22 protein-coding genes and 2 tRNA genes are annotated in these 25,860 nt (G+C 34.6%); 11 read left to right on the top strand and 13 right to left on the bottom strand.

The features are described from left to right. The 5 genes from IPJ53_01590 to rsmA form a co-directional block, all read right to left on the bottom strand. Positions 1-681: a rhomboid family intramembrane serine protease gene (locus IPJ53_01590; GenBank protein ID MBK7797780.1), complete on the bottom strand. Its 681-nt coding sequence runs from the start codon at positions 679-681 to the stop codon at positions 1-3. Positions 682-697: 16 nt separating this feature from the next. Further along, the gene (locus IPJ53_01585) at positions 698-1,672 is read right to left on the bottom strand and encodes a KpsF/GutQ family sugar-phosphate isomerase (protein MBK7797779.1); all 975 of its coding nucleotides are present in this window, start codon (positions 1,670-1,672) and stop codon (positions 698-700) included. Positions 1,673-2,172: 500 nt separating this feature from the next. Further along, entirely contained in the window at positions 2,173-4,212 is a 2,040-nt protein-coding gene (locus tag IPJ53_01580; GenBank protein ID MBK7797778.1) for an OPT/YSL family transporter, read from the bottom strand. Between the two features lie 104 nt (positions 4,213-4,316). Then, entirely contained in the window at positions 4,317-4,769 is a 453-nt protein-coding gene (locus tag IPJ53_01575) for a GatB/YqeY domain-containing protein (protein MBK7797777.1), read from the bottom strand. A 33-nt stretch (positions 4,770-4,802) separates the two neighbouring features. Continuing rightward, positions 4,803-5,564, bottom strand: a complete 762-nt coding sequence (rsmA, locus tag IPJ53_01570) for a ribosomal RNA small subunit methyltransferase A (protein ID MBK7797776.1) — start codon at positions 5,562-5,564, stop codon at positions 4,803-4,805. A 145-nt stretch (positions 5,565-5,709) separates the two neighbouring features. On the opposite strand from rsmA, the gene IPJ53_01565 reads away from it, so the two are divergent. From IPJ53_01565 to IPJ53_01530, 8 genes are all read left to right on the top strand, one after another. Beyond that, entirely contained in the window at positions 5,710-6,723 is a 1,014-nt protein-coding gene (locus tag IPJ53_01565) for a T9SS type A sorting domain-containing protein (GenBank protein MBK7797775.1), read from the top strand. Positions 6,724-6,823: 100 nt separating this feature from the next. Then, positions 6,824-6,897 (top strand) — tRNA-Asn (locus tag IPJ53_01560). 58 nt (positions 6,898-6,955) lie between these two features. Next, on the top strand, positions 6,956-7,894 hold the full coding sequence (locus tag IPJ53_01555) for a bifunctional hydroxymethylpyrimidine kinase/phosphomethylpyrimidine kinase (protein MBK7797774.1): 939 nt from the start codon (positions 6,956-6,958) through the stop codon (positions 7,892-7,894). 64 nt (positions 7,895-7,958) lie between these two features. Further along, the gene (xth, locus tag IPJ53_01550) at positions 7,959-8,726 is read left to right on the top strand and encodes an exodeoxyribonuclease III (GenBank protein MBK7797773.1); all 768 of its coding nucleotides are present in this window, start codon (positions 7,959-7,961) and stop codon (positions 8,724-8,726) included. Positions 8,727-9,015: 289 nt separating this feature from the next. Next, complete coding sequence (locus IPJ53_01545) at positions 9,016-10,230, top strand: tetratricopeptide repeat protein (protein ID MBK7797772.1); 1,215 nt, start codon at positions 9,016-9,018, stop codon at positions 10,228-10,230. A 154-nt stretch (positions 10,231-10,384) separates the two neighbouring features. Further along, positions 10,385-10,458: transfer RNA gene (locus IPJ53_01540), tRNA-Met, on the top strand. A gap of 266 nt (positions 10,459-10,724) precedes the next feature. Then, a complete protein-coding gene (locus tag IPJ53_01535; GenBank protein MBK7797771.1) occupies positions 10,725-13,160 on the top strand; it encodes a S9 family peptidase in 2,436 nt (811 codons plus the stop codon). Between the two features lie 86 nt (positions 13,161-13,246). Beyond that, complete coding sequence (locus IPJ53_01530; GenBank protein MBK7797770.1) at positions 13,247-13,660, top strand: hypothetical protein; 414 nt, start codon at positions 13,247-13,249, stop codon at positions 13,658-13,660. Between the two features lie 126 nt (positions 13,661-13,786). On the opposite strand, the gene IPJ53_01525 is transcribed toward IPJ53_01530, so the two are convergent. From IPJ53_01525 to IPJ53_01490, 8 genes are all read right to left on the bottom strand, one after another. Then, positions 13,787-16,720 (bottom strand): DNA polymerase III subunit alpha, encoded by a 2,934-nt coding sequence (locus IPJ53_01525; protein MBK7797769.1) that lies wholly within the window; start codon positions 16,718-16,720, stop codon positions 13,787-13,789. Between the two features lie 128 nt (positions 16,721-16,848). Beyond that, positions 16,849-18,240, bottom strand: a complete 1,392-nt coding sequence (locus tag IPJ53_01520; GenBank protein MBK7797768.1) for a glycosyltransferase family 39 protein — start codon at positions 18,238-18,240, stop codon at positions 16,849-16,851. Further along, positions 18,241-18,951, bottom strand: coding sequence for a glycosyltransferase family 2 protein (locus tag IPJ53_01515; protein MBK7797767.1), 711 nt, complete (start codon positions 18,949-18,951; stop codon positions 18,241-18,243). Between the two features lie 72 nt (positions 18,952-19,023). Next, on the bottom strand, positions 19,024-19,536 hold the full coding sequence (locus IPJ53_01510) for a DUF1905 domain-containing protein (protein ID MBK7797766.1): 513 nt from the start codon (positions 19,534-19,536) through the stop codon (positions 19,024-19,026). A 147-nt stretch (positions 19,537-19,683) separates the two neighbouring features. Beyond that, positions 19,684-21,102, bottom strand: a complete 1,419-nt coding sequence (locus IPJ53_01505; GenBank protein MBK7797765.1) for a hypothetical protein — start codon at positions 21,100-21,102, stop codon at positions 19,684-19,686. Beyond that, positions 21,099-21,635: a sigma-70 family RNA polymerase sigma factor gene (locus IPJ53_01500; protein MBK7797764.1), complete on the bottom strand. Its 537-nt coding sequence runs from the start codon at positions 21,633-21,635 to the stop codon at positions 21,099-21,101. Before IPJ53_01500 ends, IPJ53_01505 begins: the two co-directional genes overlap by 4 nt. A gap of 65 nt (positions 21,636-21,700) precedes the next feature. After that, positions 21,701-22,462, bottom strand: coding sequence for an alpha/beta hydrolase (locus tag IPJ53_01495; GenBank protein MBK7797763.1), 762 nt, complete (start codon positions 22,460-22,462; stop codon positions 21,701-21,703). Between the two features lie 83 nt (positions 22,463-22,545). Beyond that, the gene (locus IPJ53_01490) at positions 22,546-23,595 is read right to left on the bottom strand and encodes a COX15/CtaA family protein (protein ID MBK7797762.1); all 1,050 of its coding nucleotides are present in this window, start codon (positions 23,593-23,595) and stop codon (positions 22,546-22,548) included. 514 nt (positions 23,596-24,109) lie between these two features. Between IPJ53_01490 and IPJ53_01485 the strand changes: the two genes are divergently transcribed. From IPJ53_01485 to IPJ53_01475, 3 genes are all read left to right on the top strand, one after another. Continuing rightward, entirely contained in the window at positions 24,110-24,562 is a 453-nt protein-coding gene (locus tag IPJ53_01485) for a D-tyrosyl-tRNA(Tyr) deacylase (GenBank protein MBK7797761.1), read from the top strand. 86 nt (positions 24,563-24,648) lie between these two features. Next, positions 24,649-24,891, top strand: coding sequence for a pyrophosphatase (locus IPJ53_01480; protein MBK7797760.1), 243 nt, complete (start codon positions 24,649-24,651; stop codon positions 24,889-24,891). Next, a complete protein-coding gene (locus IPJ53_01475) occupies positions 24,888-25,859 on the top strand; it encodes an ABC transporter permease (GenBank protein MBK7797759.1) in 972 nt (323 codons plus the stop codon). The genes IPJ53_01480 and IPJ53_01475 overlap by 4 nt, the downstream gene beginning before the upstream one ends. Position 25,860 lies beyond the last annotated feature (1 nt).

Here is a 25,860-nt window from a genome sequence, read left to right as displayed (position 1 = left end):
TCATTCTCCCGATTCATATCTATATCTATGTCTGTACTGTCTTCTTGCAATAAAGCCGGCAACTACTCCAAATGCAAATCCTCCTATATGTGCCCACCAGGCAACACCAACTGACTCTTCGGCAGTTGGATTCAGTGAACCCACTCCGGCAATCATTTGCTGCACAATCCAAATTCCTAAAAAAAATAGGGCTGGAACATAAACTACTGTGAAGAATAATAGAATCAAAACTTTTATTCTCGAAGAAGGAAACATAATTAAGTAGGTCCCCATAATTGCCGATATTGCTCCACTTGCACCAATCATTGGTATTTCGCTGTATGGATTAAAAAATACATGAACAACTGATGCGGCAACACCTCCAAGTATGTAGAAAATAATAAAATTAACTGTACCAATAACAGCCTCAATATTATCAGCAAAAACCCACAGAAATAGCATATTTCCTATTAAATGCATCCAGCCGCCATGTAAAAACATGCATGATATTAATGTATAAAAATCTTGACCACCTAAAATTTCTGAAGGAATTGCTCCATATTGGCTTACAAATATATTGCTCATTTCTGAGCCTAAACTGAGCTCATAAAAAAACACCAGAACATTTGCAAATATTAATGAATAGGAAAATAGAGGTTTGTTGCCTCCCTGAACTTGATCATCTCCAATTGGAAAGAACATATACCTGCGTTTTAAATTATAAAATACCTTCCTTTAATAGATCATGAACATGTACCATTCCCAAGTACTTGTTCCCATCCATTACGATCAATTGCGAAATGCTGTTTTCCTGCATCATTTGCACAGCGCTAACAGCCATTTCCCCCAGCTGAATTGTTTTGCAATTCTTTTGGACTAGGTTTTTTGCGGAAACGCCCTTAAGTTCTGTTTCATTCTCAAAAAATCTTCTGATATCTCCATCTGTGATAATTCCTATAAGCATTTCCTCATGATCAAGCACTGCTGTCGCCCCCAATCTGCTCGAAGATATCGTTATCAAAGTCTCCTTCAAAGATGTTTCCATTCTTACATTTGGGCGTCCATGAAGTTGATAAAAATCATCAACTTTCATATACAGTTGTTTTCCTAGTGATCCTCCAGGGTGAAATCTTGCAAAATCTTCCGGACCAAAACCTCTTAATGCCAATAGTGAAACAGCAAATGCATCGCCCATGACTATCTGTGCTGTTGTGCTTGCTGTCGGAGCTAAATTGTTCGGTTCAGCTTCTTTCATTATGGGTGTGTACAATAGATAATCCGATTGTTTGGAGAGGTATGAATTTATTTGTGCACACATTCCAATTAGTTGGATTCGTCTTGATTTAATTAAAGGAATTAATACCCTTATTTCCGGAGTTTCTCCACTTTTTGAAATGCAGAGAACAATATCGATTTCTTGTACCATGCCAAGATCACCATGAATGGCATCTGCTGCATGCATAAACAAAGCTGGTGTTCCTGTAGAATTTAAAGTTGCAACTATTTTTTGGCCGATAATTGCACTCTTTCCTATTCCGGTTACGACTAATCGACCTTTTGAATCAAAAACTCTTTGAACTGTCTTAACAAATGATTCGTCTAAACTATTTAAAAGATGACCAATTACAGCATATTCAATTTCTATACAATTTTTAGCTGCATACAAGATAGTCTGACTTGAATCTCTTTTCATGGAGGCTTAAAGTTAATAAATTTTCATATTGCCTCCTCTTGAAAATTTCAGGCAATTAATATTTTGGCTTAAAAATTTATTCATGGAGGGCATTATTTGGCCAATTTAATCTATGCTACCTTAATAAAGTAAACTACGTTTTAATGATTTTGCTATTGGCTGGATTTGTGAATAATGCTTATCAATTTATTGCAGTATCTAGTTTACAGTATTTAAATTTCAAAAAGTAAACTAAAAAATTTCAATGAGACCATCATGCTAATTTTTGAAATCAAAAAATATTTCCATGCATTTAGTTCTCACTAAATTGCTCATACTTTTTGGATATTTTGAATTTAAATATCTCTATAAATATTTATTGCTAGCTTACTTGTAGGTTAATCATAAATCATTAATTTCTAACTTTTAGAAATATATATTTAGTGGTTTAGAAAAGCAGCAATGTAAATTCAATTCAAATGAATCTGGTTTGCGAATCTTAATACAGAATAAACAAAATGTTATACCTTTTCTTGTTTTGTTGCAATTCTAAATAACACCCAAGCCATAAAAGTAAAAAAAGCAACCCCTAACAAATAATAACCATTTGTTCCAAGCAAAGAAGTAAGTCCATGTTCAGCACTAAAATTAGCTATCGAAGCAGCAATTCCTTCGTCAACAGTCAACAAGGCTACTACTACACCAGCAAGAGCCCCTCCTGCCACTAAACCTGTGGCAAATAAACTTCCTTTGCCCAGTTCAGAATCCTCAGATTCAATGTTTTTAAATTTTGCCCTCCAATCCACGATTCCCTTAACTACACCACCAATGAAAATAGGCAAGGTTGTAGATAAGGGTAAGTAGAGACCAACAGCAAAAGACAAAGCTTTAACCTGACACAATTCTAAAACAATTGCGATAAAAACACCACTGAGAACAAATACCCAGTCAAGATTAAAAGACAATAAGCCTTTGATTAAGGTTGCCATAAGAGTAGCTTGTGGCGCAGCATACTTTTCTCCTATGGCATGTTGAATTCCTCTTGATGCCATTTCTGCGGTTGGGGTGTCAAGATATTTAACGGTAAAGCCAATGACCATAGATGAAAAAATTGCTCCGATAAACAAGGCCAATTGCTGATATTTTGGAGTAGCGCCAACGATATAACCTGTTTTTAAATCCTGAGAAGTTGCTCCGGCATTTGCAGCCGCAATGCAAATCATACCTCCAATTACCAGTGCCATGGGCTCATAAACTTTTCCTGTCCAACCAACGGCAATAAACACTAATGCTGTACCCATAATTGTTGCAATGGTCATTCCAGATATCGGATTATTACTTGAACCAATAATTCCAACAATTCTACTTGATACTGTAACAAAAAAGAAGCCGAATACAATTACCAAAATTCCCAACAATAGTTTACTGATGACAGATGTCCCTGGAATTTGAGGAAGTATAGCTAAAAGTAGTACCAAAATCAATGATCCAATTAGAACTACTTTAAACGAAAGATCATTTTCAGTACGTAGCATTCCTCCAGAAACTTTTTCTTTCATTGAACCCAAACTTTCCTTAAAAGAAGATACTATGGTAGGAATAGTTTTTAGTAATGTAATGAAACCTCCTGCAGCTACCGCCCCTGCACCAATTTGTCTAATATATGCCCTGTAAACAGCTTCGGCTGTATTTGTAAATGTGTGGCTTGTAGGATCCCATCCAAATTTTTCACTTACTTGATTTACATCCAACAAATTTAACTTAGCTAATTGGGTTGCTATAATATCTGGATGAACAAGATATGATAGTAATGGAATTAATCCTAAAGAGGCTAAAACACCTCCTGCGACCAAGACCCCTGCAATCTTTGGACCAATAATGTAACCAACACCAAGATATTCCGGCGTTACCTCAGAACTTACAACTGCTGATGGAAAAAACTTGTTCGCTTGTTCAGTTCCCCATTTAGGAAGCTCGGCAATAACGTGGAAAATTTTTTGGAGAATTGCATAAACCATAGAAAAGCCTAATCCATAAAATGCACTTCGCGCAAAATCACCTCCCTTTTCTCCAGCAATGAGCACTTGAGCACATGCAGTACCTTCAGGATAGGGAAGGGTATCGTGCTCCTTTACTATTAGAGACCTTCTCAAAGGAATCATCATCAATGTTCCAAGAATCCCCCCAAATACAGCTAAAGTGAAAATTGTCCAATATTTAAAATATGAATCACCGACTAAAGGGTCTGATAAGAATAGAAATGCTGGTAATGTGAATACGACTCCGGCAGCAATAGATTCACCTGCTGAACCCGTTGTTTGTATGATATTGTTTTCCAATATAGTCGTGCCTAAAAACTTTTTCCCAAGAGAAATTGCAAGAACTGCAATAGGTATGGATGCAGAAACAGTCAATCCAGCCTTTAAGGCCAGATACACTGTTGAGGCACCAAAAATAACACCAAATAGAATTCCAAGAACTATAGCCTTAATTGTAAATTCAGGAACTATAACATTTGGATCAACGAATGGCTTGAAGGATTTACTGCTTTGGTTTTCCATAAAATTTTCTTGATTGAGGCTTAAAGATAAACCTTTCCAAGAATTTGGAAATAGGCAAATTAAATCCTGTTATTAACCTGGAAACTAAAATTTGAATTTGTGATTTAACCTTTAGACAGCAGGTCTTTAACAATCGAAGAAATTGACTTCCCGTCAGCTTTTCCAGCCAACTGCTTAGATGCTACCCCCATCACTCTCCCAAGATCGCCCGCACTTGTAGCACCTAAATCCTGGATTAAAGTTAATATTGTACTTCTGAGCTCCTCTTCACTCATTTGTTCTGGCAAATACTTAATAAGCACTTGAATTTCTTGCCTTTCTATTGCTGCTAAATCTTCTCGTCCTTGTTTCTCATAAATTTCCAAAGACTCTTTTCTCTGCTTAACTAACTTTTGAAGTATTTGTATGCCTCGTTCTTCTGTCATTTCCTGACCACTTCCATCTGTGTTCGCTAGCAAAATTGCAGCCTTAATAGCTCTGATGGCTCGCAAAGAATTTTCATTCTTTGCCTTCATTGCTTCTTTTAGATCTTGATTAATCCTATCTTGAAATCCCATATTTTTTTATCAAAGGTAATAACAGTAAGCTGATCATATTAAAAATTTCTTCGTGAGTCTTAGAAATTCTTCTGGTAAAATTTCTTCCGGCCTCTTATCATAATATTCATCTTTTAATTCATCCAAAGGAATATTCGAAGTTTTCAAATTATTTCGTAAGGTTTTCCTTCTGAATTGAAATGACATTTTTACAAAGGTCTTAAGTTTTGAAAAAGTTTCCTTATCAATATCGTGTTTTTTCCTTTTAAGGTATACAAAGCTTGACATGATTGATGGTGGAGGCGAAAAGCTCTCGGGTGATATGTCGAACAAAAGTTCTCTCTCAAAAACCAAAGCACAAAGAACTGAAAGTATCCCATAGTCTTTTGTTCTGGGCTTTGCCACAATTCTGTGAGCCATTTCTTTCTGGAACATCCCCAGAAACTCTGGTACAAGATGATTGTTTTCTAGTGCTTTGAAAATAATTTGTGAGGAAATGTTATATGGAAAGTTTCCACAAAGTAAAAACTCTTCACCTTTGAAGATTTCCTCAAAGTTGGTCTTCAAAACATCTTGAAGTATAAATACATTCTTCTTATTTGGAAATTGTTTGACCAAAAACTCAAACATATCCTTGTCTGCATCGACTGCCTTGAAATTTTCAACTTTTCTAATAAGCAATTTGGTTATTGCGGCTTTTCCTGGACCTATTTCCAAAACATTCTTGGAATCTATTTTTAATATAGCATCGATAATTTTATTTATAATTTCCTGATCTATTAGAAAATGTTGTCCAAATGATTTTTTTGCTTTCAACTGTTTTTATTTCAAGTATAAAGGTACTTCTTTTATTTTCGCAAATTCAGCAAGGGGGATTATATTGCGTGAAGAAGGTAAATTTGTTAAAATTTTTATGGTGTTAAATTTTTAGATTATCTTGTGGTCAATTAAATTATATTTTATGAAAAAGTTCCTTCTTCTTTGTTTTTCAATTATTTCCGGAGCTGCTTTGGCTCAACCTATTTATAACAGTTCTCCAAGTATAGGCTTGAAAGTAATAGAAAAACAGTTAGATGCTAATTATATAAGTCCTGTTAGTGTTGAATCTTTAGGAGGTAACGTTTCTTGGGATTTTAGCCCTGCGGACATTCTGGTTATTTCTCCTGATACAACCGTTGTAGTGAATCCTTCCGGATTACCAAATTCGAATCTTTTTCCTCAAGCTACTTTCGCAATTCAGAGTGGTAGAGATAGTTCTGCTTATTATCAATTTTATAGAAAAACCAATAATTTGATAGAATTCCTTGGCGAATCAGATGCCTCCGGAGAACCTCCGACGCTTCTTAATTCTGGTTTGACCGTAGTCGTGCTGCCATTTACTTTTGGGACTAGTTTTGAAGACACAAGTTCAGCAACATTTGATTCAGAATTCGGCCCAATTCAGGTAGAATTCGCTTCCAATAATAAAGCAGAAGCTTGGGGAACAATCAAAACTACTGCCGGGACATTCAACTGCCTTAAATTGACAACCAGAAGCACTGCAATTTTATCATTAGGTTCAACACCCATTGGTTCTCAAACTGATGTTGTGTATAATTTTTATTCTCCAGGGTATCCTGAGCCCATTGCTAGTTATACTGCTTCTGAAGTAGAGTTTGGACCAGATATTGAAAACGATACTTTTGCATTCTTTCTAGTAAAACCTACCTTATCTGGGCTTGATCCATCCAAAGTGATCCAAATAACTGTCAGTCCAAATCCGGTAAAGGATTTACTTATTATCGATTTAGGAACACAAAATATTAAAAATCAACAAGTTAACGTTGTTGACCCCTCTGGCAAAGTCGTTTATCAAGATAAGATGGTTTCCTCAAAACACATAATTAATGTTAATAAATGGCCTAAAGGAACCTACATGGTTCAGGTAATTGATGAAAACAATGCTTGGGGTATGGAAACGATCTTGATTCAATAATGGGATTGTTCAGCTTTAATTCGTAATTCTTAAAGAATTTGATCGTTTTTACTTGTGCTTTTCAAACGGGTTTATATCTTTGCACCTCGATATTTAAAAAGCCTCTTTAGCTCAGTTGGTTAGAGCGTCGGACTGTTAATCCGTAGGTCCTTGGTTCGAGCCCAAGAAGGGGCGCACGTTTTGAAAGCCTTGCATAAAGCAGGGCTTTTTTATTAGACAATAAATACTAAAAATGAGCATACTTACTGTTGGAACCATGGCCTTTGACAGCATTGAAACACCATTTGGCAAAGTTGATCATGTAATTGGTGGTGCATGTACATACATTAGTTGGGCTGCTTCATATTGGTATGACCACATAAATTTAGTTTCAATTATTGGAGATGATTTTCCTGAAAGTGAGATTGAAGCTTTGGTCAGTCGTGGGGTAAAAACTGATGGGCTGGTACGAGTTCAAGGTAAAAAATCATTTTATTGGTCTGGTCGTTATCATAATGATATGAATGGTCGCGACACGCTCATAACTGACTTAAATGTTTTAGAAGATTTCAGCCCTATACTGCCTAAAAGTTTCCAATCGAGCAAATTTATAATGCTTGGAAATCTTACACCTTCCATCCAAGCTTCTATTCTTGATCAACTTTCTGATCCCCCAAAACTAGTTATTCTTGATACAATGAATTTTTGGATGGATGTGGCGATGGACGAATTAATGAAATTATTGCCCAGGGTTGATGTCCTTACAGTAAATGATGAAGAAGCTCGTCAGCTATCAGGAGAAAGATCATTAGTTAAAGCTGCTGCTGTTATCCACAAAATGGGACCCAAATACCTGGTAATTAAGAAAGGAGAACATGGTGCATTACTGTTTTATGAAAATCAAATATTTTTTGCTCCTGGTTTACCGGTAGCAGATGTCCTTGACCCAACGGGTGCCGGAGATAGCTTTGCAGGAGGAATGGTGGGATACCTGGCTAGAACTAATGATATTAGTTTTAATAATATGAAAACAGCAATAATTTATGGCAGTGTAATGGCTTCTTTTTGCGTAGAAGATTTTAGCCTTTCAAAATTGAAGAATCTAAATCAAGATGAAATTTATAAACGGATAAATCAGTTTGAAAATTTAAGCACTTTCGATGTAAAAGAACTTACTGTCTTGAATTCTTGATTTAATTCAAAGTCTATTTTCTTTATAGCACTCCTTTTAACTATCTTCAACTTCAAATTCATATATGAAAAGGATAGTTAGTTTTAACGTAAACGGGTTAAGATCTGCTGTGCAAAAGGGTTTCAATGAGTGGTTGAGAAAATGTGATTTTGATATCATCTGTCTTCAAGAGACGAAAATGGACATCTCATATGCTGATCCTGAAATGTATCTATCCTTAGGTTATAGAGCCTATTGGCATTGTGCTGAAAAAAAGGGTTACAGTGGAGTCCTTGTTTTAACTAAAGAGATTCCTGATAAAGTACATTTTGGTTGTGGAATAGAGACCTATGATCGGGAAGGTCGGTTTATTCGATTAGATTTTGGAGATTGGTCTGTTATGAATGCATATTTCCCTTCCGGATCCTCTGGTGAAGAAAGACACTTGTTTAAAATGAGGTTTTTACAAGATATTTATCCCTGGATTAAGAACCTTTTATATGAAAGAAAAAAATTAATCCTAGTCGGGGATTACAACATCGTTCATAAAGAACTTGATATACATAATCCTCAAAGAAAAGATAACCCTAGTGGTTACAGACCTGAAGAAAGAGCTTGGTTAAATGCTTGGTATAATGAATTATTTGAAGATAGTTTTCGTGTTGTCTTTCCTGAACTTCAGGCATTCAGTTGGTGGAGTTATCGTGCCGGGTCATACAATAAAAATAAAGGCTGGAGAATAGACTATCAATCCATTTCAAAACCTTTTGGGAATTTAGTTAGAGACTATAAACATCATAGAGAAATTCGCTTCTCTGACCACTGTCCTGTTGAAGGTGTTTATGATATCTGACCTTTCCCATTTTTCATAAAGAATGCATAAATTGGTTTTATTTTGTTTCTGTTTAATCTTTCAGACAGATGTCCTTGCCAGCGACTTTGTCCAATTTGAAGGACCAGTAAAAAGAATATATAATTCAATATTAAATCTGGATTTCAATTATGCCAGAGATTTGCTCTTTTGTGATACACAACAAAAAACCAATTATGCTTATGTATTAATGGCTAATGAGCTCGATTTTTTTGAAATCTTCATTAGTGAAAATCTTTATCTTTTTAATAAAAGAAAGTCTTTTAAGAATTTGCGTTTAAAAAAAATAAAAAATTCATCTCTTCCAGTAGAATGGAAGTCGTTTCTCACAAGTGAAGTTTTATTACAATGGGCTCTGTTGGAATTAAAGATGGGTTCCTCGTTGATTGCATTTACTGACTTTCGAAAAGCTTTAACTATATTAGAAGAAACTAAACAGAAATACCCACATTTTATGTATACATATAAATCGTTGGGGGTTCTACATTCTTTGGTTGGGTCTATTCCAGATGAATTTTCATGGATAAAAAATTTGATTAATTTAAATGGATCCATATCTCTTGGTAAAAAAGAAACAAATTTGTTTTTGAATTATGCAAAAAATAATGCAGATCTTTTCTATTTAGAATCCACTGCTGCGAATGCTTTAATTATTTCATTCTTAGAAAACAAACCGGAGGAGGGTTATTTGTTCTGGAAGAAGAGTTCTGAATTTTGTAATTTGAATCCTATGAGCACCTTTATTGAGGCCAGGCTTGCAATGAAATCATTTAAAAATGAGGAAGCCATTATTTGTCTTTCTTTAATTTCAGAAACTAAAAAAGAAATTTTTCCTTATTTGTTTTTTATGGAGGGTTTAACAAAGCTGCAACAGCTAAATGGTGCTGCAGAAATTGATTTTAAAAAATATTTAGAGCATTTTCATGGAAACAGCTACATAAAAGAAACCTACCAAAAATTAAGTTGGTGTGCTTTATTAAAAAGTGACCTGAACTTGTTTAAATTTTATCAAAGTAAAATTGGAATGATTGGAAATACAAAGACAGATGAAGACAAAAAAGCACAAAATGACTATTTGACAAATGATATTCCTGACTTAATATTATTAAAATGTAGACTTCTTTTCGATGGAGGTTACGCCTCTCGGTCATTAAAGCTTCTTGAAACTCGCATTGCCACTTATTATGAGAATCCAAAGTTAAAAACAGAGTGTGCATATAGGATGGGGCGTATTTTACAATCTAAGAAAGAGTTTAATGGGGCTCTTTTATACTTTAATGATGCCATAAAATTCGATGTCACGTATAAAACTTTTTACGCCTCAGCTTCTCTTCTATATTCTGGACAAATTTGGGAGATTATTGGTGATTTTGAAAAATCCTGCCAAGCATATAGAAATACTTTAAAAACGCATCCTCAACAATTTGCTCATAGCATACATCAAAAGGCGAGAGCAGGAATAATACGGTTGGGGGTATGTAAATAATAATCTGATATGCTTAATACGCAGAGTTTGTTTGCAGTAAGTTCTTTGCATTTGGTATTTCGATTACCTTATTTTGAATGGTAGAAGATTTTATAGTTTTGCTAAAGTTCTTTAATTCTTGATTTCTTTTTTTGTTTTACCTTTGCGCCTCCTTGGCGTGGTAGCTCAGCTGGTCAGAGCGTGCGATTCATAATCGCAAGGTCGGGAGTTCAAGCCTCCCCCACGCTACTCTTTATTTCTAACAACCCTTGTTAGATCCTATATATTTGTTTAAATATAAGTGGCATTCTTTACTCTAACTTATTATTAGAGAAGTTTGATTTACCATTTCTCGGTTTTAGCTATTTAAGTTATTATCTGGATTAGAATAGCACAATCATAAGCCATTTTTATAATCAATTGATTATTAGTGTTTTGTAAAATTAATAAGGATTCTAATTTCTTGTCACCTGGTGCAATTTTCTCTATTTTTACAAAAAAATAAATTTTTGTCAATGAAAAAGATATTTTCCTTCATTTCGCTTAATTTTTTTTGGGTTTGTCTTTTTGCACAGGTAGGGTTTCAAACACCTCCTGAACCCATTCTTGCTCTAGCAGAAGCCAAGACTCCTTCGCAAACGGCATTGAGTCGTCATAGCAAATATCTGGCCCTAATTGATAAACCAAATTATAAATCATTAGAAGACTTAGCCGAACCGGAAATCAAATTAGCTGGTCTTCGTTTTAATCCCGAAAATTTTAATTCATCCCGGAACCTGTATTTCACTTCCCTAACTATTCAGAACGTTAAAAATAAAAGTCAAATTAATATTCAAGATCTTCCTTTTCCATTAAAATTTCAATCCTACTCATTTAGTCCAAGGGAAAATTACTTCTCCTTCATTCAGGTATATAAAGATCATTTAAGCCTTTGGGTAATTAACCTAAAAACTGGTAAAGCAAAAGAAATTCTAAACCAAGGTATCAATAGTATATTAGGAAATTCATATTCTTGGGCTGAAGATGAAAGTTTTATTATTTGCAGATCAAAAGGTGCTAAATCCAGATTATCAGATACCCGCGATTTACCTAAAGGCCCGATTATCCAGGAAACTACTGGCGAAAAATTACCTGCTAGAACTTTTCAAGATCTTTTGAAAAACCAGCAAGACGAGGGTCGTTTTGATTATTACGCTGCATGTACATTGGTAAAAGTTTACCCTGAAGGTGAGCTTCCGACGCAAGACTTTTTAGGGGTGGCGGTGTATAAAAGTTTTAGCTTTTCTCCTGATGGAAAATTCCTCCTGACAGAAGAGCTGTCAAAACCTTACAGTTATACTTTAAGTCTTGGTTTTTTCCCCAGCAAATTTAATATTTATAACAGCAATGGTGTTTTTGTTAAAACCTTTTACAACAGGCCACTTAACGATCTGAAATCAACCAGTTTTGATGCTGTTGAAGCCGGTAAAAGAAACATATTTTGGCGTTCAGATAAACCTGCAACTCTCTTTTGGTGTGAAGCTACCGATGGTGGAAACCCAACAATAGAGAGAGAATTCCGAGACCAGTTGTTTATTTCTGATGCCCCATTTAATGTTCCTAAAAGTATATGTTTTATTAAAAACCGTTTTGCTAATATAATTTTTGCAAATGAAAATCTTGCGATTGTAGAGGACCGCTGGTGGAAAAATAGGAATACCAAAACATATATTATCGATCCCTCTAATAGTTTGGATTCCGTCTCGTCCAAAAGTATTAAGGTGATTTTCGACAGATCAAGTGAAGATCTTTACAACAACCCAGGTTCTTTTATATCAAAATACGACGAAAAATCAAATCGTGAGGTCTTACTTTTAAGTAAGGATTATAAAAAAGCATATTTGAATGGAGAAGGTTATTCTCCCGTTGGAAATAGACCTTTTCTTGACGAAATTGATTTAAGCTCTTTTGTCAGAAACCGTTTGTGGCAAGCGGATGGTGTTTCAACTTATGAAAAGCTTGTGAGAGTTCTTGACATTAACTCTAAATTATTACTAACAAGCATACAAAGTCCAACTTCATTTCCAAACCTTTATATAAGAGATTTAACATCCAAACAAAAGCCTGAGTCCGTTACCTTTCGGGAAAACCCTTATAAATCAATTGAAAATATTACCAAGAAGAAGATCCACTATCTGCGTAAAGATGGGGTTTCCTTGTCTGCAACGCTTTATCTTCCTGTTGGCTACAACCCATCAAAAGACGGTCGGTTACCCCTCCTTATGGAAGCATATCCTGAAGAATTTAAAGATGACAAAACTGCTGGTCAAGTTAAAGATTCTCCTCATTTCTTTAACAGTATTAATTGGGCCTCACCCTTGTTTTGGGTAACCAGAGGTTTTGCTGTTTTAGAGAATACCCAATTTCCAATAATCGGTAAGGGTGATGAGGAACCAAACGATACCTATCTCGAACAATTGGTAGCAGATGCTGAAGCTGCAATTAAAGCTGTTGATTCTTTAGGTTATATCGATCCTGCAAGATGCGCGGTAATGGGTCATTCATATGGAGCATTTATGACAGCCAATCTTCTTGCTCATTCCAATTTATTTGTTGCTGGCATAGCCAGATCCGGTGCTTACAACAGAAGCCTTACCCCTTTTGGTTTTCAATCTGAGGAAAGGACTTATTGGCAAGCACAAGATAAATACAATGAAATGTCTCCTTTCAATTATGCCCATCAAATCAAAAGTCCGATTTTACTTATTCACGGAGAATCTGATAATAATTCCGGAACCTTTACCATGCAGACAGAACGATTTTTTCAGGCCATTAAGGGCAATGGTGGAAAAGCAAGGATGGTTATTCTCCCATTCGAGAGTCATGGATATTCGGCGCGTGAAAATATTTTGCACATGCTTTGGGAAATGGATTCCTGGCTTGAAAAATATGTAAAAAATAAAACTAAATAAACGAGAATTTGTCTTAACGCGGATTTAACATACAACACATAAACGAAGGTTTGTTTTCTAAGTCAAAAGTCTATAAATCTTTTGTCATGAAAACCTTGTTCACTCTTCATTCTGCTAACTCTAACAATAGACTAGTATTTGTTTATTCTTTTTTATTGTTAATTATCATTACTTCCTGCTTTCAAAAGAGCGGACAAATTTCTTCATCAAAGAATGTATTAAAAACTAAAAACACAGTGGTTGTCAAAAAGCACAAAAAGGGAATAATTCAAAGTAAAGAAATATTTTCGAACAGTAACAACAAGATAATTCTTATCGACTCTGTTGATTCTTTTACAAAAACTCAAGATAACGACTCAGACATCACTAATCTTGATAACTCTGACGATATAATTTATTTTGAAAAAGATGAGCTGTTGTTAGACAGTACCGAATTCGTTAACGTTGTACTGAATGATGAAATGGTTATGGACAGTTCGGGTATTGAAGACTTAAAATAAAAAGTTCTCTCTTTTATTTTTACTGGATGTTGTGATAAAAATTGTTGGGGTGCCAAGAAATATTTGTTCATGGATAAGATGTACCGCACATTGTGATTTCACAAATTATCCAACTCGCCTAACGATTCAATACCTTTCGTCTTTTTTCCACCCTAACTTTTTCATGCAGTGAACTTCCACGCTTGGAAAGCCAAAATCCTCTGTCACAACACCATGGATTTCATAACACCCTTTTCCCTGAAACGGGTAGTGTTCCAAAGATGGGGGAAAATGTGTGGTATCAAAAAAATAACCTTCTTCGTCTACCCAAGTACCAAAAGACATTAGTTTTCCATTGCTGGTAGTTACCGGCTTGCGTGTGACGTAATAGCCCACAAGTATAATTTTTTTTGAAATTTTGGTTTTCAAATCTTTGGACATTGTATAGCTGTGGGGTTTTTCCAGGATCAAATTAAATGGTGAACAAAGTGAAAATCCCAGCAGCTCGATCTCATCAAAGGCCTGATCATAAAGTCCGTCCTCTAAAATTGGAAGCTCATACTTATCTTCTTTTTCTGAAAAAATCGGTCTTGCCGCTACATACTTCTGGGGGGATTGATACTTTGCATTTCTTTCCCATAATAGAGAACATTTACTTTGTTTGGTAAAGCGAAAGCCCCCGATACGAATTAACAAATTCAGTTGTTCGCGAGTCATTTTATTACGTTGAATAAAATCATCCAAATTACTATACGGCCCTCTTATTTCTCGTTCACGGACGAGTTGTAGCGCTTGCTCTTTTTCCAAAGATTGGATATGAATTAGGCCAACATAAATTGTCTTCCCTTCAATGTGTGTCAGATAGCGGCTTTTATTAACGCATGGCGCTTCAATCCTGGCCCCGCACATTCTGGCTTCATGTATGTAAAGTTCTGTGCTATAAAAACCACCAAAGTTATTTATGACCGCCACCATAAATTCAAGCGGGAAATAGGTTTTTAGATATAAGCTCTGAAATGATTCAACTGCATACGAAGCAGAATGTGCCTTACAAAAAGAGTATCCACTAAAACTTTCTATCTGTCGCCATACTTCTAGTATCAGATCTTCGGGATAACCTCGTTCTCTACAGTTATGAAAATATTTTTCCATAAGTTTTCTAAACGTATCTGATGACTTTTTCTTGCCAGTCATAATGCGTCGCAATACGTCTGACTCGTCAAGATCCAACCCGGCAAAATGATGTACTATTTTCATAACATCCTCCTGATACACCATAACACCAAAGGTTTCTGATAGATTTTGTTTGAATACTGGGTGTAGATATTTTACTTTATCTGGTTTGTGGAAACGTTCAATATACTCCCTCATCATACCGCTCTTCGCAACTCCCGGTCTAATAATTGAACTGGCAGCAACAAGGTGGACATAATTTTCGCATTTCAACTTACTCAGTAAGCCCCTCATGGCTGGTGATTCTATATAAAAGCACCCGATACATTGAGCTGATTTTAACTGAGCCCTCACCCGATCATCATTTTTTATTTTTTCTACCTGATGAACATTAACTTCCTTTTCTTGATTCTCTCGTACCAGATCAATAGCGTCCTTAATGTGGCCCAACCCTCTTTGACTCAAAATATCATATTTATGAAACAAGAGGTCTTCAGCTCCATACATATCAAAATGTGTCGTTGGAAACCCCTTTGGCATTTGTAATAATGCGGTATGATAGTATAGTGGCCGCTCAGAAATAATGATTCCCCCTGCATGAATGGATAAATAATTTGGAAAACCTTCTATCTTTTTTCCATAATGAAAAATGTATTTGGCATATGGATGGTGCTTGTGTGAAGCCAGGGGTTCATCAATAATTACATCAATTTCTTTTTTGGGTAGACCGAAAACCTTGCCCAGTTCTCTAATGATAGATTTTCCTTTAAACGTATTGTATGTAGCTAATAAAGCGGTGTATTCAATTCCATATCTGTCAAAAATATATTCGGTAACATCATCCCTATCACTCCAAGAAAAGTCAATATCAAAGTCCGGGGGTGAACTTCTGTGTGGATTAATAAATCTTTCAAAGTATAAATCAAGCTCCAAAGGATCTACATCCGTTATAAAAAGACAGAACGCAACAATACTATTTGCACCACTTCCTCTCCCAACATGATAGTAGCCCGCACTTTGAGCGTAGCGAACAATATCCCATGTAATTAGAAAATAAGCGGAAAAACCCAACCGATGAATTACCTGAAGCTCCCTCTTAACTCTATCTGCAGCGCCGCGATTGTGATCTCCATATCTCCGCCTGCATCCTTGAACGGCAAGTTTACTAAGCAAGCGATAATCTCCATCAGTATGCCCCGTAAAGGTTTTGCGGTTATTTTCATTTCCTGAATGCACTTCAGTAAAGCACGAATCCAAAATCATTTGGGTATTTTCAAGTACCTCCGGATAGGCTAAAAATTTGCATTCAATTTCACTGAGAGAATAGAAAATTTCGTCAATGGGGGCAAACTGTCCGGGCTCAAGTTTTCCTAGAATTATATTATGGTCTATGCATCGAAGAAGTTTGTGTACTTTCCACCCATCCTCATTCAAAAATGTAACGGGAGCAAAAACAACATACTTTGATAAATCCTGAGATCTCTTTTTGATGGGATTTAGTTCTGAAGGTTTTATGCCAATAAATTCGTTCTCTTTCAGCTGGCCAATATCTTCCTCTGGAAGATTCCTATATACTACAAAACAGTTTAGCAAGGAAAGTGGTCGTTTAGGAAGCGGCTCTTTTGTGGAAGAATGTATTGTTAAAAGTTGGTTTAGCTCTTTTATCCCTTCTTCGTTTTTTGCTATCCCAAGATATAAGAAACTATTCCCATCTCTGAATTCAATTCCAAAAATTGCTTTTATTCCATTTTTCTTACAAGCTGTATCAAATTGAAAAAAACAAGATGTGTTATTTATGTCCGTTAGTACCATAGCCTTTATACCTCGTTCAACAGCTTCAAAGACAAGCTCTTCAGGAGAAAGTGTCCCATAACGTAGAGAATAATAACTATGGCAACTTAAAAACATGTCGAATTATTCGACAAAGATAGTCGTATTTTACTACCTAACAGGACTAATAAAAAATTAAAAAATAGCGCCTTCACTTTGGGTTAATGAAGTTCGTAATAAGAAGTGTAATGTTTGGTTAAGTAAGCTTACCTGACAACTTTGCCATTTTTGGCAGCTTCATAGTCAGGTGTTTTTAAAAGAGAATCATAGTTCTCTGGAAACCTTCTTTTTAAAAATACTTGCCAATAAGCATCTTTTGTCATCGAATCCCAATGAATTTGTCCCTCCAGCTTCTGACGCGTCTGAAAGAGATTAACAAAAATAATGAAGGCTAAAAAAATTGTAAAAGTTAACCTAGACATAAAATGGCGAGATAAACAATACTCAATTACTACAGCGAGGGGAAATGCAAACAAGCCATAGAAATCAACTAAAACTCTACAACCAAAGGTTCCGCCAAACCACCAACACCACCAACAAGAATTGACCCAGATCATAACCAATAATAATATTAGAATTTGTGGTAAAATCTGGTTTAAAGTTTTTTTCTGAATAACAAAACCAAACAACATAAGGGCCATCATAGGTGTGTAAAGTAACCATCCCTTTCTATAAGAAAATAGAAACTCAGTCAACATTGGCCGACTCCAAAAAAATTGTTCTCCAACATAAGAGTTAAAAACCCAATTTCCAGAGTTAAGCTTCCAATAAATCAATTGAGGTAAAATAACAAGAAACATACAAACCCCTGCAATCAAAATCTGCAAGAAGTGTTTCTTAACAAGCAACCATTGTCTAATCACAAAGTTCTGCTGATCAACTTGAAATAACGATGGAATAATTACCACTATCAAATTAAGAGGTCTTATTAGAACTATTAAACCTAAAAGAAAACCCATCAAATATAAAATTTTGGGTTGGGGTGTTTCAAACCACCTCAATGAATACCAGAGAAACATCAATATAAGCGCAAACTCATAGCAGTGACTTATTGGATTTGTGAAAGACGTATAATAAAAAATATTTGTCCCTAACGCAATGGATATCATGGTTAGGTGAACTGTATTGGCAGCAAAAAAACGAGAAAGAAGGCGAAAAAGATAAAAAAATCCAAGCAAGCAAAACAAAACATTGTTGAATGCAATGGCGGCTTGATAGGGTGCTGAAAAACCATCTTGACTGTAATCAAATAGTTTGGCAGAAAGGTGTCCAATCAAAAAGGCAGGTGTATTTAATATGGCCCAACCCATTGTTGTTTTTATGATCTCTTTTCCATTTTCTAACCGTGTGGGCCAATAGAGATTTACAAAATTGGAATCTTTAACTGGATTTTTAAGAAATCCCAAACTTAAATCGCCGTGGATAATTGCAGCAGGGAGATAAGCATAGTAAGAAATGACATCCCAATAAATTGCTTTTTGCTCTAGAGTGTCTCCTTTCCAGGGTTGTTTGATAAAAACGCCCGCAATGTAGAAAAACAGTATGACCCACAATGAGCCATATCTTTTAAGTCCTTCATTCATGCGTTCTATCCTCACTTAGGATTGTATTTTGTACTTAAAGAGTGTCCATACAATTTTTACCCCATCTACCCATCGTAACTTTTTCCCCACCTTTCTCGGCAAATATCTAATTGGGACCTCTTTAATGTTATATTTCCTTTTTAGAATTTTTGCGGTAATTTCTGCTTCCCATTCAAAACCGTTATGGTGTGCATTAACAAGAATTGGGATCAACTCCTTGTGAAATATTTTATAACCTGTTGGCTGATCGGTAAGCTTTGTTCCGAAAAGAATAGATGTAATTAAACTAACGAGACGACCTCCAAAATAAAAAGCACTTTCTCCCATAGTGTTCCCCCCCAAAATTCTAGAACCATAAACAACCCTTTGTTCTGGGTTCTGAAAAAATGGTTTAAGCAGATTCGGATAATCTTCCGGAAATAATTCCAAGTCTGCATCTTGACAAATAAGAATATCTCCCGTCGCTATTGAATATCCTAATTTCATTGCACTTCCCTTTCCACCATTATCCTTTCGTTTATATTTAAAAGAAACATCTGGTTTGTCATTATGTAGTTCAATCACCCTTAATGCGTTCTCTTCCGTTTTGTCTTTTGATCCGTCATTCACTACGATTATTTCCTTCTTAAGATTAATGTCAACAGCTAAAACCCTTTCTATTACGGCTTCTATTGTTGCCTCCTCGTTAAAGGCCGGGATGATGATACTTACTTTGGTGTAAACCATTTTTCTTTTCTAACAACCACGAAGATAGTTGAATGATAGAATATTGTGCGTTACTTTAGGCTGTTTTGCTTCTTATAAATTATTGCTTTTTCTGCTTCGAATCATGTCTGCATAACCCCTTTTTTTTGACAACGCCCATACGGCTTCTGCAATTCTTTTGGCTTTTGTCTCGCTCGTTTTTGATGACTGGATCCATTTAGAAAAATATTTTTGGTGTGATTCCGGAAGACTTTTGAAAAAGGTATATGCTTCGGATTCTGTGCTTAAACAATCTACAAAATCAGGATCGATGATGTATGGGGTAACATCGATAGAAATATTAACCTTTATTTTATCACCTACCCTTTTTTTTAATAATTTTCTTAAAGTCAAATTAAGAGGTAGAATAAAATGACCGTCTCCAATAGGTAAAATGCTTATTCCCTGAATGGGTAAGCTATCCAATAGTCCTTTGACTCGAAATGAAGTTTTTCTTGTTGGGTTTAGCTGTTTTGCCTTGTGAATATCAATCAGAATGTAAGTCCAACCTGTTTTTTCACCTTTGTTTCCATACTTTTCAATTTGTGATTCAAACACTATTGACATTGTGATAACTTATACAACTAAAATAAATGTTCCACGTGGAACAATCCTTGATTTTAGAATTGAGCATTCATAATGTTCCACGTGGAACAAAAATACAAAGCCCGCGTAAAACACAACGGGCCCTGATTAATTAAATTTATTGCTTTTTTAATATACCAATTGATATCTCAATCCTGCTATTAACCCAAATTGAATATACTTTTGACTAATTGGATATTGACTGTCTGTTAATGAACCGAGATAATACCTCATGGATGGTTCAGCTAGAAGCATAAAACCTCTTCCGATTTTATAGTTCAAACCAAAAGAGGCCAATAAGCTAATACCCGCATTATCTTTGAATATCTGTTGATTCCCCTCTACAGCGGAGCTCAAGTTAAGCTTTGAACTTAGATCTGGTCCATATATATATCCAGCTCTCTTAGTCATCAAATTAATTCCAATCCCTCCACTTACAGTGAAAACAAAATCTACCAGGTCTATCTCATAACCAACGGATAGTGGTATATCAATAAATTTATACCTGTTGTAAATGTTATCAACAATGGCTACTTCTTCTTGAACGGTATCTATTGGATTTCCTTGAGCATCCTTTTTTATCAACGTAATAAGCTGAGTCCCTTTTACAAAATTAAATCTTTCCTTTATTTCAGAATAGTTTATGCCTGTTCTTAACGACAAACCTTTTGATGAAACCATTGAAACTCTTGAACCAACAGAAAAAGCCTTTATAAATGTTTCATCCATTTTTCTCTTGTTGGCATAAGCTACAAATTGTACATTTTTTGCTTCTATTGTTCTTCTAGACATTTCCGGCGAATAATAAATATCTACATAAATTCGCCTTCTTTCCAAACTTTTATCCCTTGTAAAACAACCATCGTCTATAAATTTCTTTTGCTTTGGCCACAAATTATTATCTAGATAGTCAATATATGTTTGATCTTTTTTTGTGAGTAACTCAATGGATTGAGAAACACTTCCATTCTCCTTAACCATATCATTAACAGACCTACTTTCACTTTTCATATAATCTGAAGAACCAAATCCAACATCGCCTTCTTCGTCTTTAGAAACATTCTCTGAAAAAATTTGCGAGGGTGAAAAACCAACTTCACTGCCAGACTTAGAATTAACCGATCCTTTTAAAATATTCTTTTGTTTAATAACAGTGGATTGTAGGTGATCTTTCTCCAACAGCTCAGCTTTCTCCTTAGAAATTTTGGTTATAAGACTCTCAGCTGAACCACCTTGCTGCTGATTACTAAAACTCTGATCTGCAAATGTTTGGGCAGATATCTTTGTTTTATTTATTGTTTCTGTTTTCTGGAATCCAGCACTGTTGACAAAAAACCTATAAGACGCCAATAAACTAAAGCTAATTAAACTTAAAACCAGCACACTTTTTATCATCCAAGGAAAACTAAGCACCCTTCTGGACTTTTTACTTTCGTCCAGAGCGGCTTCAATCCCTTTCCAAAGATGATCCTGTTGTCCTAAATCAACATCCTTCAACTTTTGTCTAAACAACCTATCTGTAAAGTGATCAGATTTTCTAAAACTCATATTGTAACTTTTTGACTATTCATTAATTTTTCTTGCAACACTTTTCTTGCCTTAACAAGTTGAGATCGAGATGTACTTTCTTCAATTAAAAGCATCTCAGAAATTTCTTTATGACTATACCCTTCTATTGCGTATAAATTAAAAACCATACGGTAACCATCAGGTAATTCCTCCACCATTTCAATAAGCTCATTATAGAACAAGTTGGTCATTCCTTCTTCTGCCTCAAACATTTCCGGCATATCATCTGAACTTAAAAATTCATTTTGGTTACTTTTCTTATGATATTTCTTAATTGCATTGTTTATCATAATTCTTCTAATCCATTGTTCAAATGGACCTTCGGACTTATATTGATTTAAATTTTGGAATACCTTAATAAAGCCATCTTGGAGTAAATCCTCCGCTTCCATTTTATGTTTGGAATATCTCATACAAACCGCCATCATCTTTCCAGAAAAACGATCAAACAATGCCTTTTGAAACTTTCTATCTCCCAAAAGACAGCCCTGTATGATTAGTTCTACATCCATAAATAAACCAGGCCTTAACAACATAGACCCACTACAAGATACAACCGCTGCCTACAATTAATAAATTATGAAATTTCTTTCAAAAATTTCTCGAAAATCAAGTTAAACTCTTCAGGCTTTTCCATCATTGGAGCATGCCCACATTTTTCCAAAATAAATAGTTTTGAACTTGGTAATAACTCTTTAAACTTTTCACCCACAAAAGGCGGAGTAACTATATCATTTGCTCCCCATATTAACAGAGCTGGTCTCTCTATTAAATGAAGCTTATCACCAAGATTATGCCTGATGGCAGACTTGGCAGTTGCAATTACTCTTATCGCTTTACCTCTGTCATTCACAATTCCATAAACTTCATCTACCAACTCCTTGGTTGCAACATTGGGATCGTAAAACGTAGCTTCTGTTTTTGTTTTAATAAAATCGTAATCACCTCTTTTTGGAAAAGTATTACCCATTCCACTTTCATACAACCCGGAACTTCCTGTCAATGTTATTGAAGAAACTCTATCCAAGTCCTCTAAAGCATATAATAAGCCAACATGACCACCTAAAGAATTACCTAAGAGATGTATTTTATCCAAATCCTTGTGACGTACGAAATCATATACATAATTAACCAAGCCAGTAAGTGAAACCTGAAGAATGGGTAATTCATATATTGGCAAAATCGGGACTATCACCCTATATTTACTTCCAAAATAATCTATGATTCCTTTAAAATTACTTAAGGCCCCGAACAATCCATGTAGGAGTAATATTACTTCTCCTTCACTTTTTGATTCAATGTACTTAAATCTTCCCTCATGGATAATTTCCAATGTCATGATATAAATTTATTAACGTCAAAAATAAAAAATACTATAAACAGTTACCACTTTTAATAAAGATCATTATATAAACAAATCTATTACTCCCGGAAACGAACAGTATACCAACTAAAAATACTAAAACAAAAACAAAAAATTCCTAACATCTGATGCAATACTCCAAACCATAAAGGCACACTACCCTGAGAATAAACTAATGTAAGTATTCCTATAACACCTTGTAATAGAGTAAATAAAAATAGCCATAAAATATTTATATCAACTGTACCCTTTTTCAACTTTTGTATACAAATAACGCAACCTACAAAGAACAATATTGAATATGCAAAAGACCTGTGAAAAAATTGAACAATTATAGAACTGCCTGGATTGGATTCATAATCCCTAAATATAAATGAGGTAAAATCAGAGATAGCTCTAACCTCACCAGGAATAATTACACCGTTAATATCCGGCCATGTTGGTGCTACTAAAGCTGCCTTCATGCCGCTCATCAAACCACCTAAAAATATTTGTAGAAAGAAAAGAATGGGAATTAATCCATAATAAATCGAATAATTTCTCTTGTATTGATCATAGCTGAATCCATAGACTGCTTTTAAATTAGTCCATAATAAATATCCAACAAGAATACTGGCTGCACATAAATGGAAAGATAATTTGTAGGCATTTACCCAGGGTCTATTAATTAATCCACTTGCGACCATTATCCATCCAAGCGATGCTACAATGACTGCCAAAAAAACTATAAATAATAAATCCTTAACCAGCCACCTATGCAAAATACCTTTTCTAATAAATAAGAAAAAAGGAAAGATGAATACAAATCCCATTATGCGGGCCCATAATCTGTGCAAATATTCCCACCAATAAATATATTTAAATTCAGAAATACTTATTCCATTATTAATCTTCTTATACTGGGGAGTTTCCTTATAAAGATTAAAACTTTCATTCCATGCATCTTCTGTCAGCGGAATAATAGACCCTGTAACAATTTCCCATTTTGTGATACTTAACCCCGAACCCGTCAGTCTAGTTATACCACCTAAAAAGATCTGGACAGCAACCATAATAAGTCCAAAGAATAACCAGATTCTTACAGCCTTACTTTGTACTTTTATAATCATGGTTCAAAATTGAATTAAAACATTCACTTTTTATTAGTTTTTTTTAAAATCATATTATTCATTAATATTTAAAATAAACTTAAAAAAAAGAAATATTATGATACTTGTTAAAATGTGGAAAAAGCTGAAATAAGCTTTATTAACAAATTTATCCACAACTATATTTTATTTAAAATATTATTAATCAACTAATTATATTCTTTTAAACATGACCTTTAAATAAATTCATGTTAAATAACAAAGTAAATATAATGTGGATAAAATGGACATTTCTAAATAATAATTTTATTACAAGGTTTTAAATATTTAAATATTTTATATATTAAAAAAATTGATTTAACTATGTATAAATCATGTTAACGATTTGTGGAGCCATGTTGAAAAATATTTTTTCTCGTCTCTCATAAAGAATAAAATAGACATAATAAAATAATATCATGTTTAAAGTATTTTTCATCCAAATTATCATTCTTAAACAAAAAGACTACTTTTAGCTTCAATCAGAATAAAGAAAGTGAGAATAATAATACAAAGAGTTACAGAAGCCATAATAATTATTGATAAAGCAATACACACCAGCATTGGTCCAGGTCTTTGCGTATTGGTAGGAATCGGAATTAATGATGATGAGGCAGATGCAGATTGGATTATTTCAAAATTAGTTCAAATCCGAATTTTTTCAGACGAGAATGATAAAATGAATTTTAATGTTTCTGAAATTAATGGTGAAATACTATTAGTTAGTCAATTTACCTTATTTGCAAGCACTAAAAAAGGGAACAGACCAGGTTTTAGTGATTCAGCAAAGCCAGAAATTGGAAAAAAATTATATGATTATTTTTGTGAACAGGCAGAAAATAGGATCCCGGGAAAGATAAGAACAGGTATTTTTGGAGCAGATATGCAGATAAAATTAACTAATGATGGTCCAGTAACAATAGTTATGGATTCTAAAAATAGGGAATAGTGAAAAAATATCAAAAGGAGGTCGACAATTGGATAAAAAAATATGGTAAGAGATACTTTAATGAATTAACAAATCTTGCTATTTTAATGGAAGAAGTTGGAGAGCTATCGAGGTACATGGCAAGGGTTTATGGGGAGCAGTCTTTCAAAAACTCTGAAGGTGTAGAAGATCCGAAAGCAAGAATTCAAGATGAATTAGCTGATATTATATTCGTGTGTATATGCCTTGCAAATCAAATGGATATAGATCTTGAAAAAGCATTCAATGAAAATATATTAAAAAAGACAGAAAGAGACAGTAAAAGACACCTTGACAATGAAAAATTATGAATTTTAAATATTCTTTAAAGGTTTCCGATGCGCTATATTACTTTGCAACAATCTACCTATCGGTAGCAATAATTTTTGGTTTACTTGGATATTTAATTTGTATTGACCAGACAAAAAATTGCAACACGCAGGTTCCAGAAATAGCTTTGAATAATCCTGGTTTTGTGGCTTGCTTTTTACCCCCGAGCAATTTGCCAAATCAGACTATTTTAGAAAAATGGGTTTATGGAGAAGATTCTTTTGAAAAGTTGACACTTTCAAAGTTTGGCGATAAGATTGGCTTTTGCAGGACATATCTTTTTGGTACCGATCGATATGGACGAGACATTTATAGTAGAATTATTATTGGACTCAGATTTACACTTTTGATAAGTTTTGCTTCTGTTTTTTTGTCTGTTTTAATAGGCACTTTACTAGGTGCATTGTCGGGATATTTTGGTGGTGTTTTTGACCATCTCATTTCTTTTTTTATTAGTTTGTTTTGGTCTTTACCAACTGTTTTATTGGCATTTATAATTTTATTGGTATTTGGAAAGAATTTTTGGTCGATTTTTATTTCAATTGGTCTTACAATGTGGGGAGATTTAGCCAGACTGGTCAGAGGACAAGTAATGGCTTTTAAGCAAGCAACTTTCGTTCAAGCAGCAAAAGCGCTTGGTTTCTCAGATATTAGAATTCTTATTCATCATATTTTTCCCAATATTACCGGTCCAATATGGATTCAGATTTCTGCAAACTTTGCATTGGCTATATTATTAGAGTCTGGATTATCTTTTCTTGGTTTGGGACTGCAACCGCCTGTTCCAACATTGGGAAACATTATGCAAGAGCAATATACGTTAATTTTTAGCGGAAGGACAATGCAGGGATTAATTCCGGCTATTGTTGTAGTTTTGTTAATACTTTCTTTTCAACTAGTAACCAATCATTTAAGGGACAAACTTGATATAAAAATAGCACTGAAATAAA

The sequence above is a fragment of the Candidatus Vicinibacter affinis genome (genome assembly GCA_016714365.1).
Classification (GTDB): Bacteria; Bacteroidota; Bacteroidia; order Chitinophagales; family Saprospiraceae; genus Vicinibacter; species Vicinibacter affinis.
Note: the sequence above shows the minus strand (reverse complement) of the source record. Positions and strands in the feature narration are given on the sequence as shown.

What these genes read in the sequence shown, in the direction of transcription:
- xth (MBK7797773.1), top strand. Translation starts at nt 7,959, where the DNA reads ATGAAAAGGATAGTTAGTTTTAACGTAAACGGGTTAAGATCTGCTGTG.
- IPJ53_01500 (MBK7797764.1), bottom strand. Translation starts at nt 21,635, where the DNA reads ATGGATGTAGAACTAATCATACAGGGCTGTCTTTTGGGAGATAGAAAG.
- IPJ53_01555 (MBK7797774.1), top strand. Translation starts at nt 6,956, where the DNA reads ATGAGCATACTTACTGTTGGAACCATGGCCTTTGACAGCATTGAAACA.
- IPJ53_01515 (MBK7797767.1), bottom strand. Translation starts at nt 18,951, where the DNA reads ATGGTTTACACCAAAGTAAGTATCATCATCCCGGCCTTTAACGAGGAG.
- IPJ53_01480 (MBK7797760.1), top strand. Translation starts at nt 24,649, where the DNA reads ATGGAAGAAGTTGGAGAGCTATCGAGGTACATGGCAAGGGTTTATGGG.
- IPJ53_01495 (MBK7797763.1), bottom strand. Translation starts at nt 22,462, where the DNA reads ATGACATTGGAAATTATCCATGAGGGAAGATTTAAGTACATTGAATCA.
- IPJ53_01580 (MBK7797778.1), bottom strand. Translation starts at nt 4,212, where the DNA reads ATGGAAAACCAAAGCAGTAAATCCTTCAAGCCATTCGTTGATCCAAAT.
- IPJ53_01525 (MBK7797769.1), bottom strand. Translation starts at nt 16,720, where the DNA reads ATGTTTTTAAGTTGCCATAGTTATTATTCTCTACGTTATGGGACACTT.
- IPJ53_01575 (MBK7797777.1), bottom strand. Translation starts at nt 4,769, where the DNA reads ATGGGATTTCAAGATAGGATTAATCAAGATCTAAAAGAAGCAATGAAG.
- IPJ53_01590 (MBK7797780.1), bottom strand. Translation starts at nt 681, where the DNA reads ATGTTCTTTCCAATTGGAGATGATCAAGTTCAGGGAGGCAACAAACCT.
- IPJ53_01490 (MBK7797762.1), bottom strand. Translation starts at nt 23,595, where the DNA reads ATGATTATAAAAGTACAAAGTAAGGCTGTAAGAATCTGGTTATTCTTT.
- IPJ53_01535 (MBK7797771.1), top strand. Translation starts at nt 10,725, where the DNA reads ATGAAAAAGATATTTTCCTTCATTTCGCTTAATTTTTTTTGGGTTTGT.
- IPJ53_01510 (MBK7797766.1), bottom strand. Translation starts at nt 19,536, where the DNA reads ATGTCAATAGTGTTTGAATCACAAATTGAAAAGTATGGAAACAAAGGT.
- IPJ53_01565 (MBK7797775.1), top strand. Translation starts at nt 5,710, where the DNA reads ATGAAAAAGTTCCTTCTTCTTTGTTTTTCAATTATTTCCGGAGCTGCT.
- IPJ53_01505 (MBK7797765.1), bottom strand. Translation starts at nt 21,102, where the DNA reads ATGAGTTTTAGAAAATCTGATCACTTTACAGATAGGTTGTTTAGACAA.
- IPJ53_01585 (MBK7797779.1), bottom strand. Translation starts at nt 1,672, where the DNA reads ATGAAAAGAGATTCAAGTCAGACTATCTTGTATGCAGCTAAAAATTGT.
- IPJ53_01475 (MBK7797759.1), top strand. Translation starts at nt 24,888, where the DNA reads ATGAATTTTAAATATTCTTTAAAGGTTTCCGATGCGCTATATTACTTT.
- IPJ53_01530 (MBK7797770.1), top strand. Translation starts at nt 13,247, where the DNA reads ATGAAAACCTTGTTCACTCTTCATTCTGCTAACTCTAACAATAGACTA.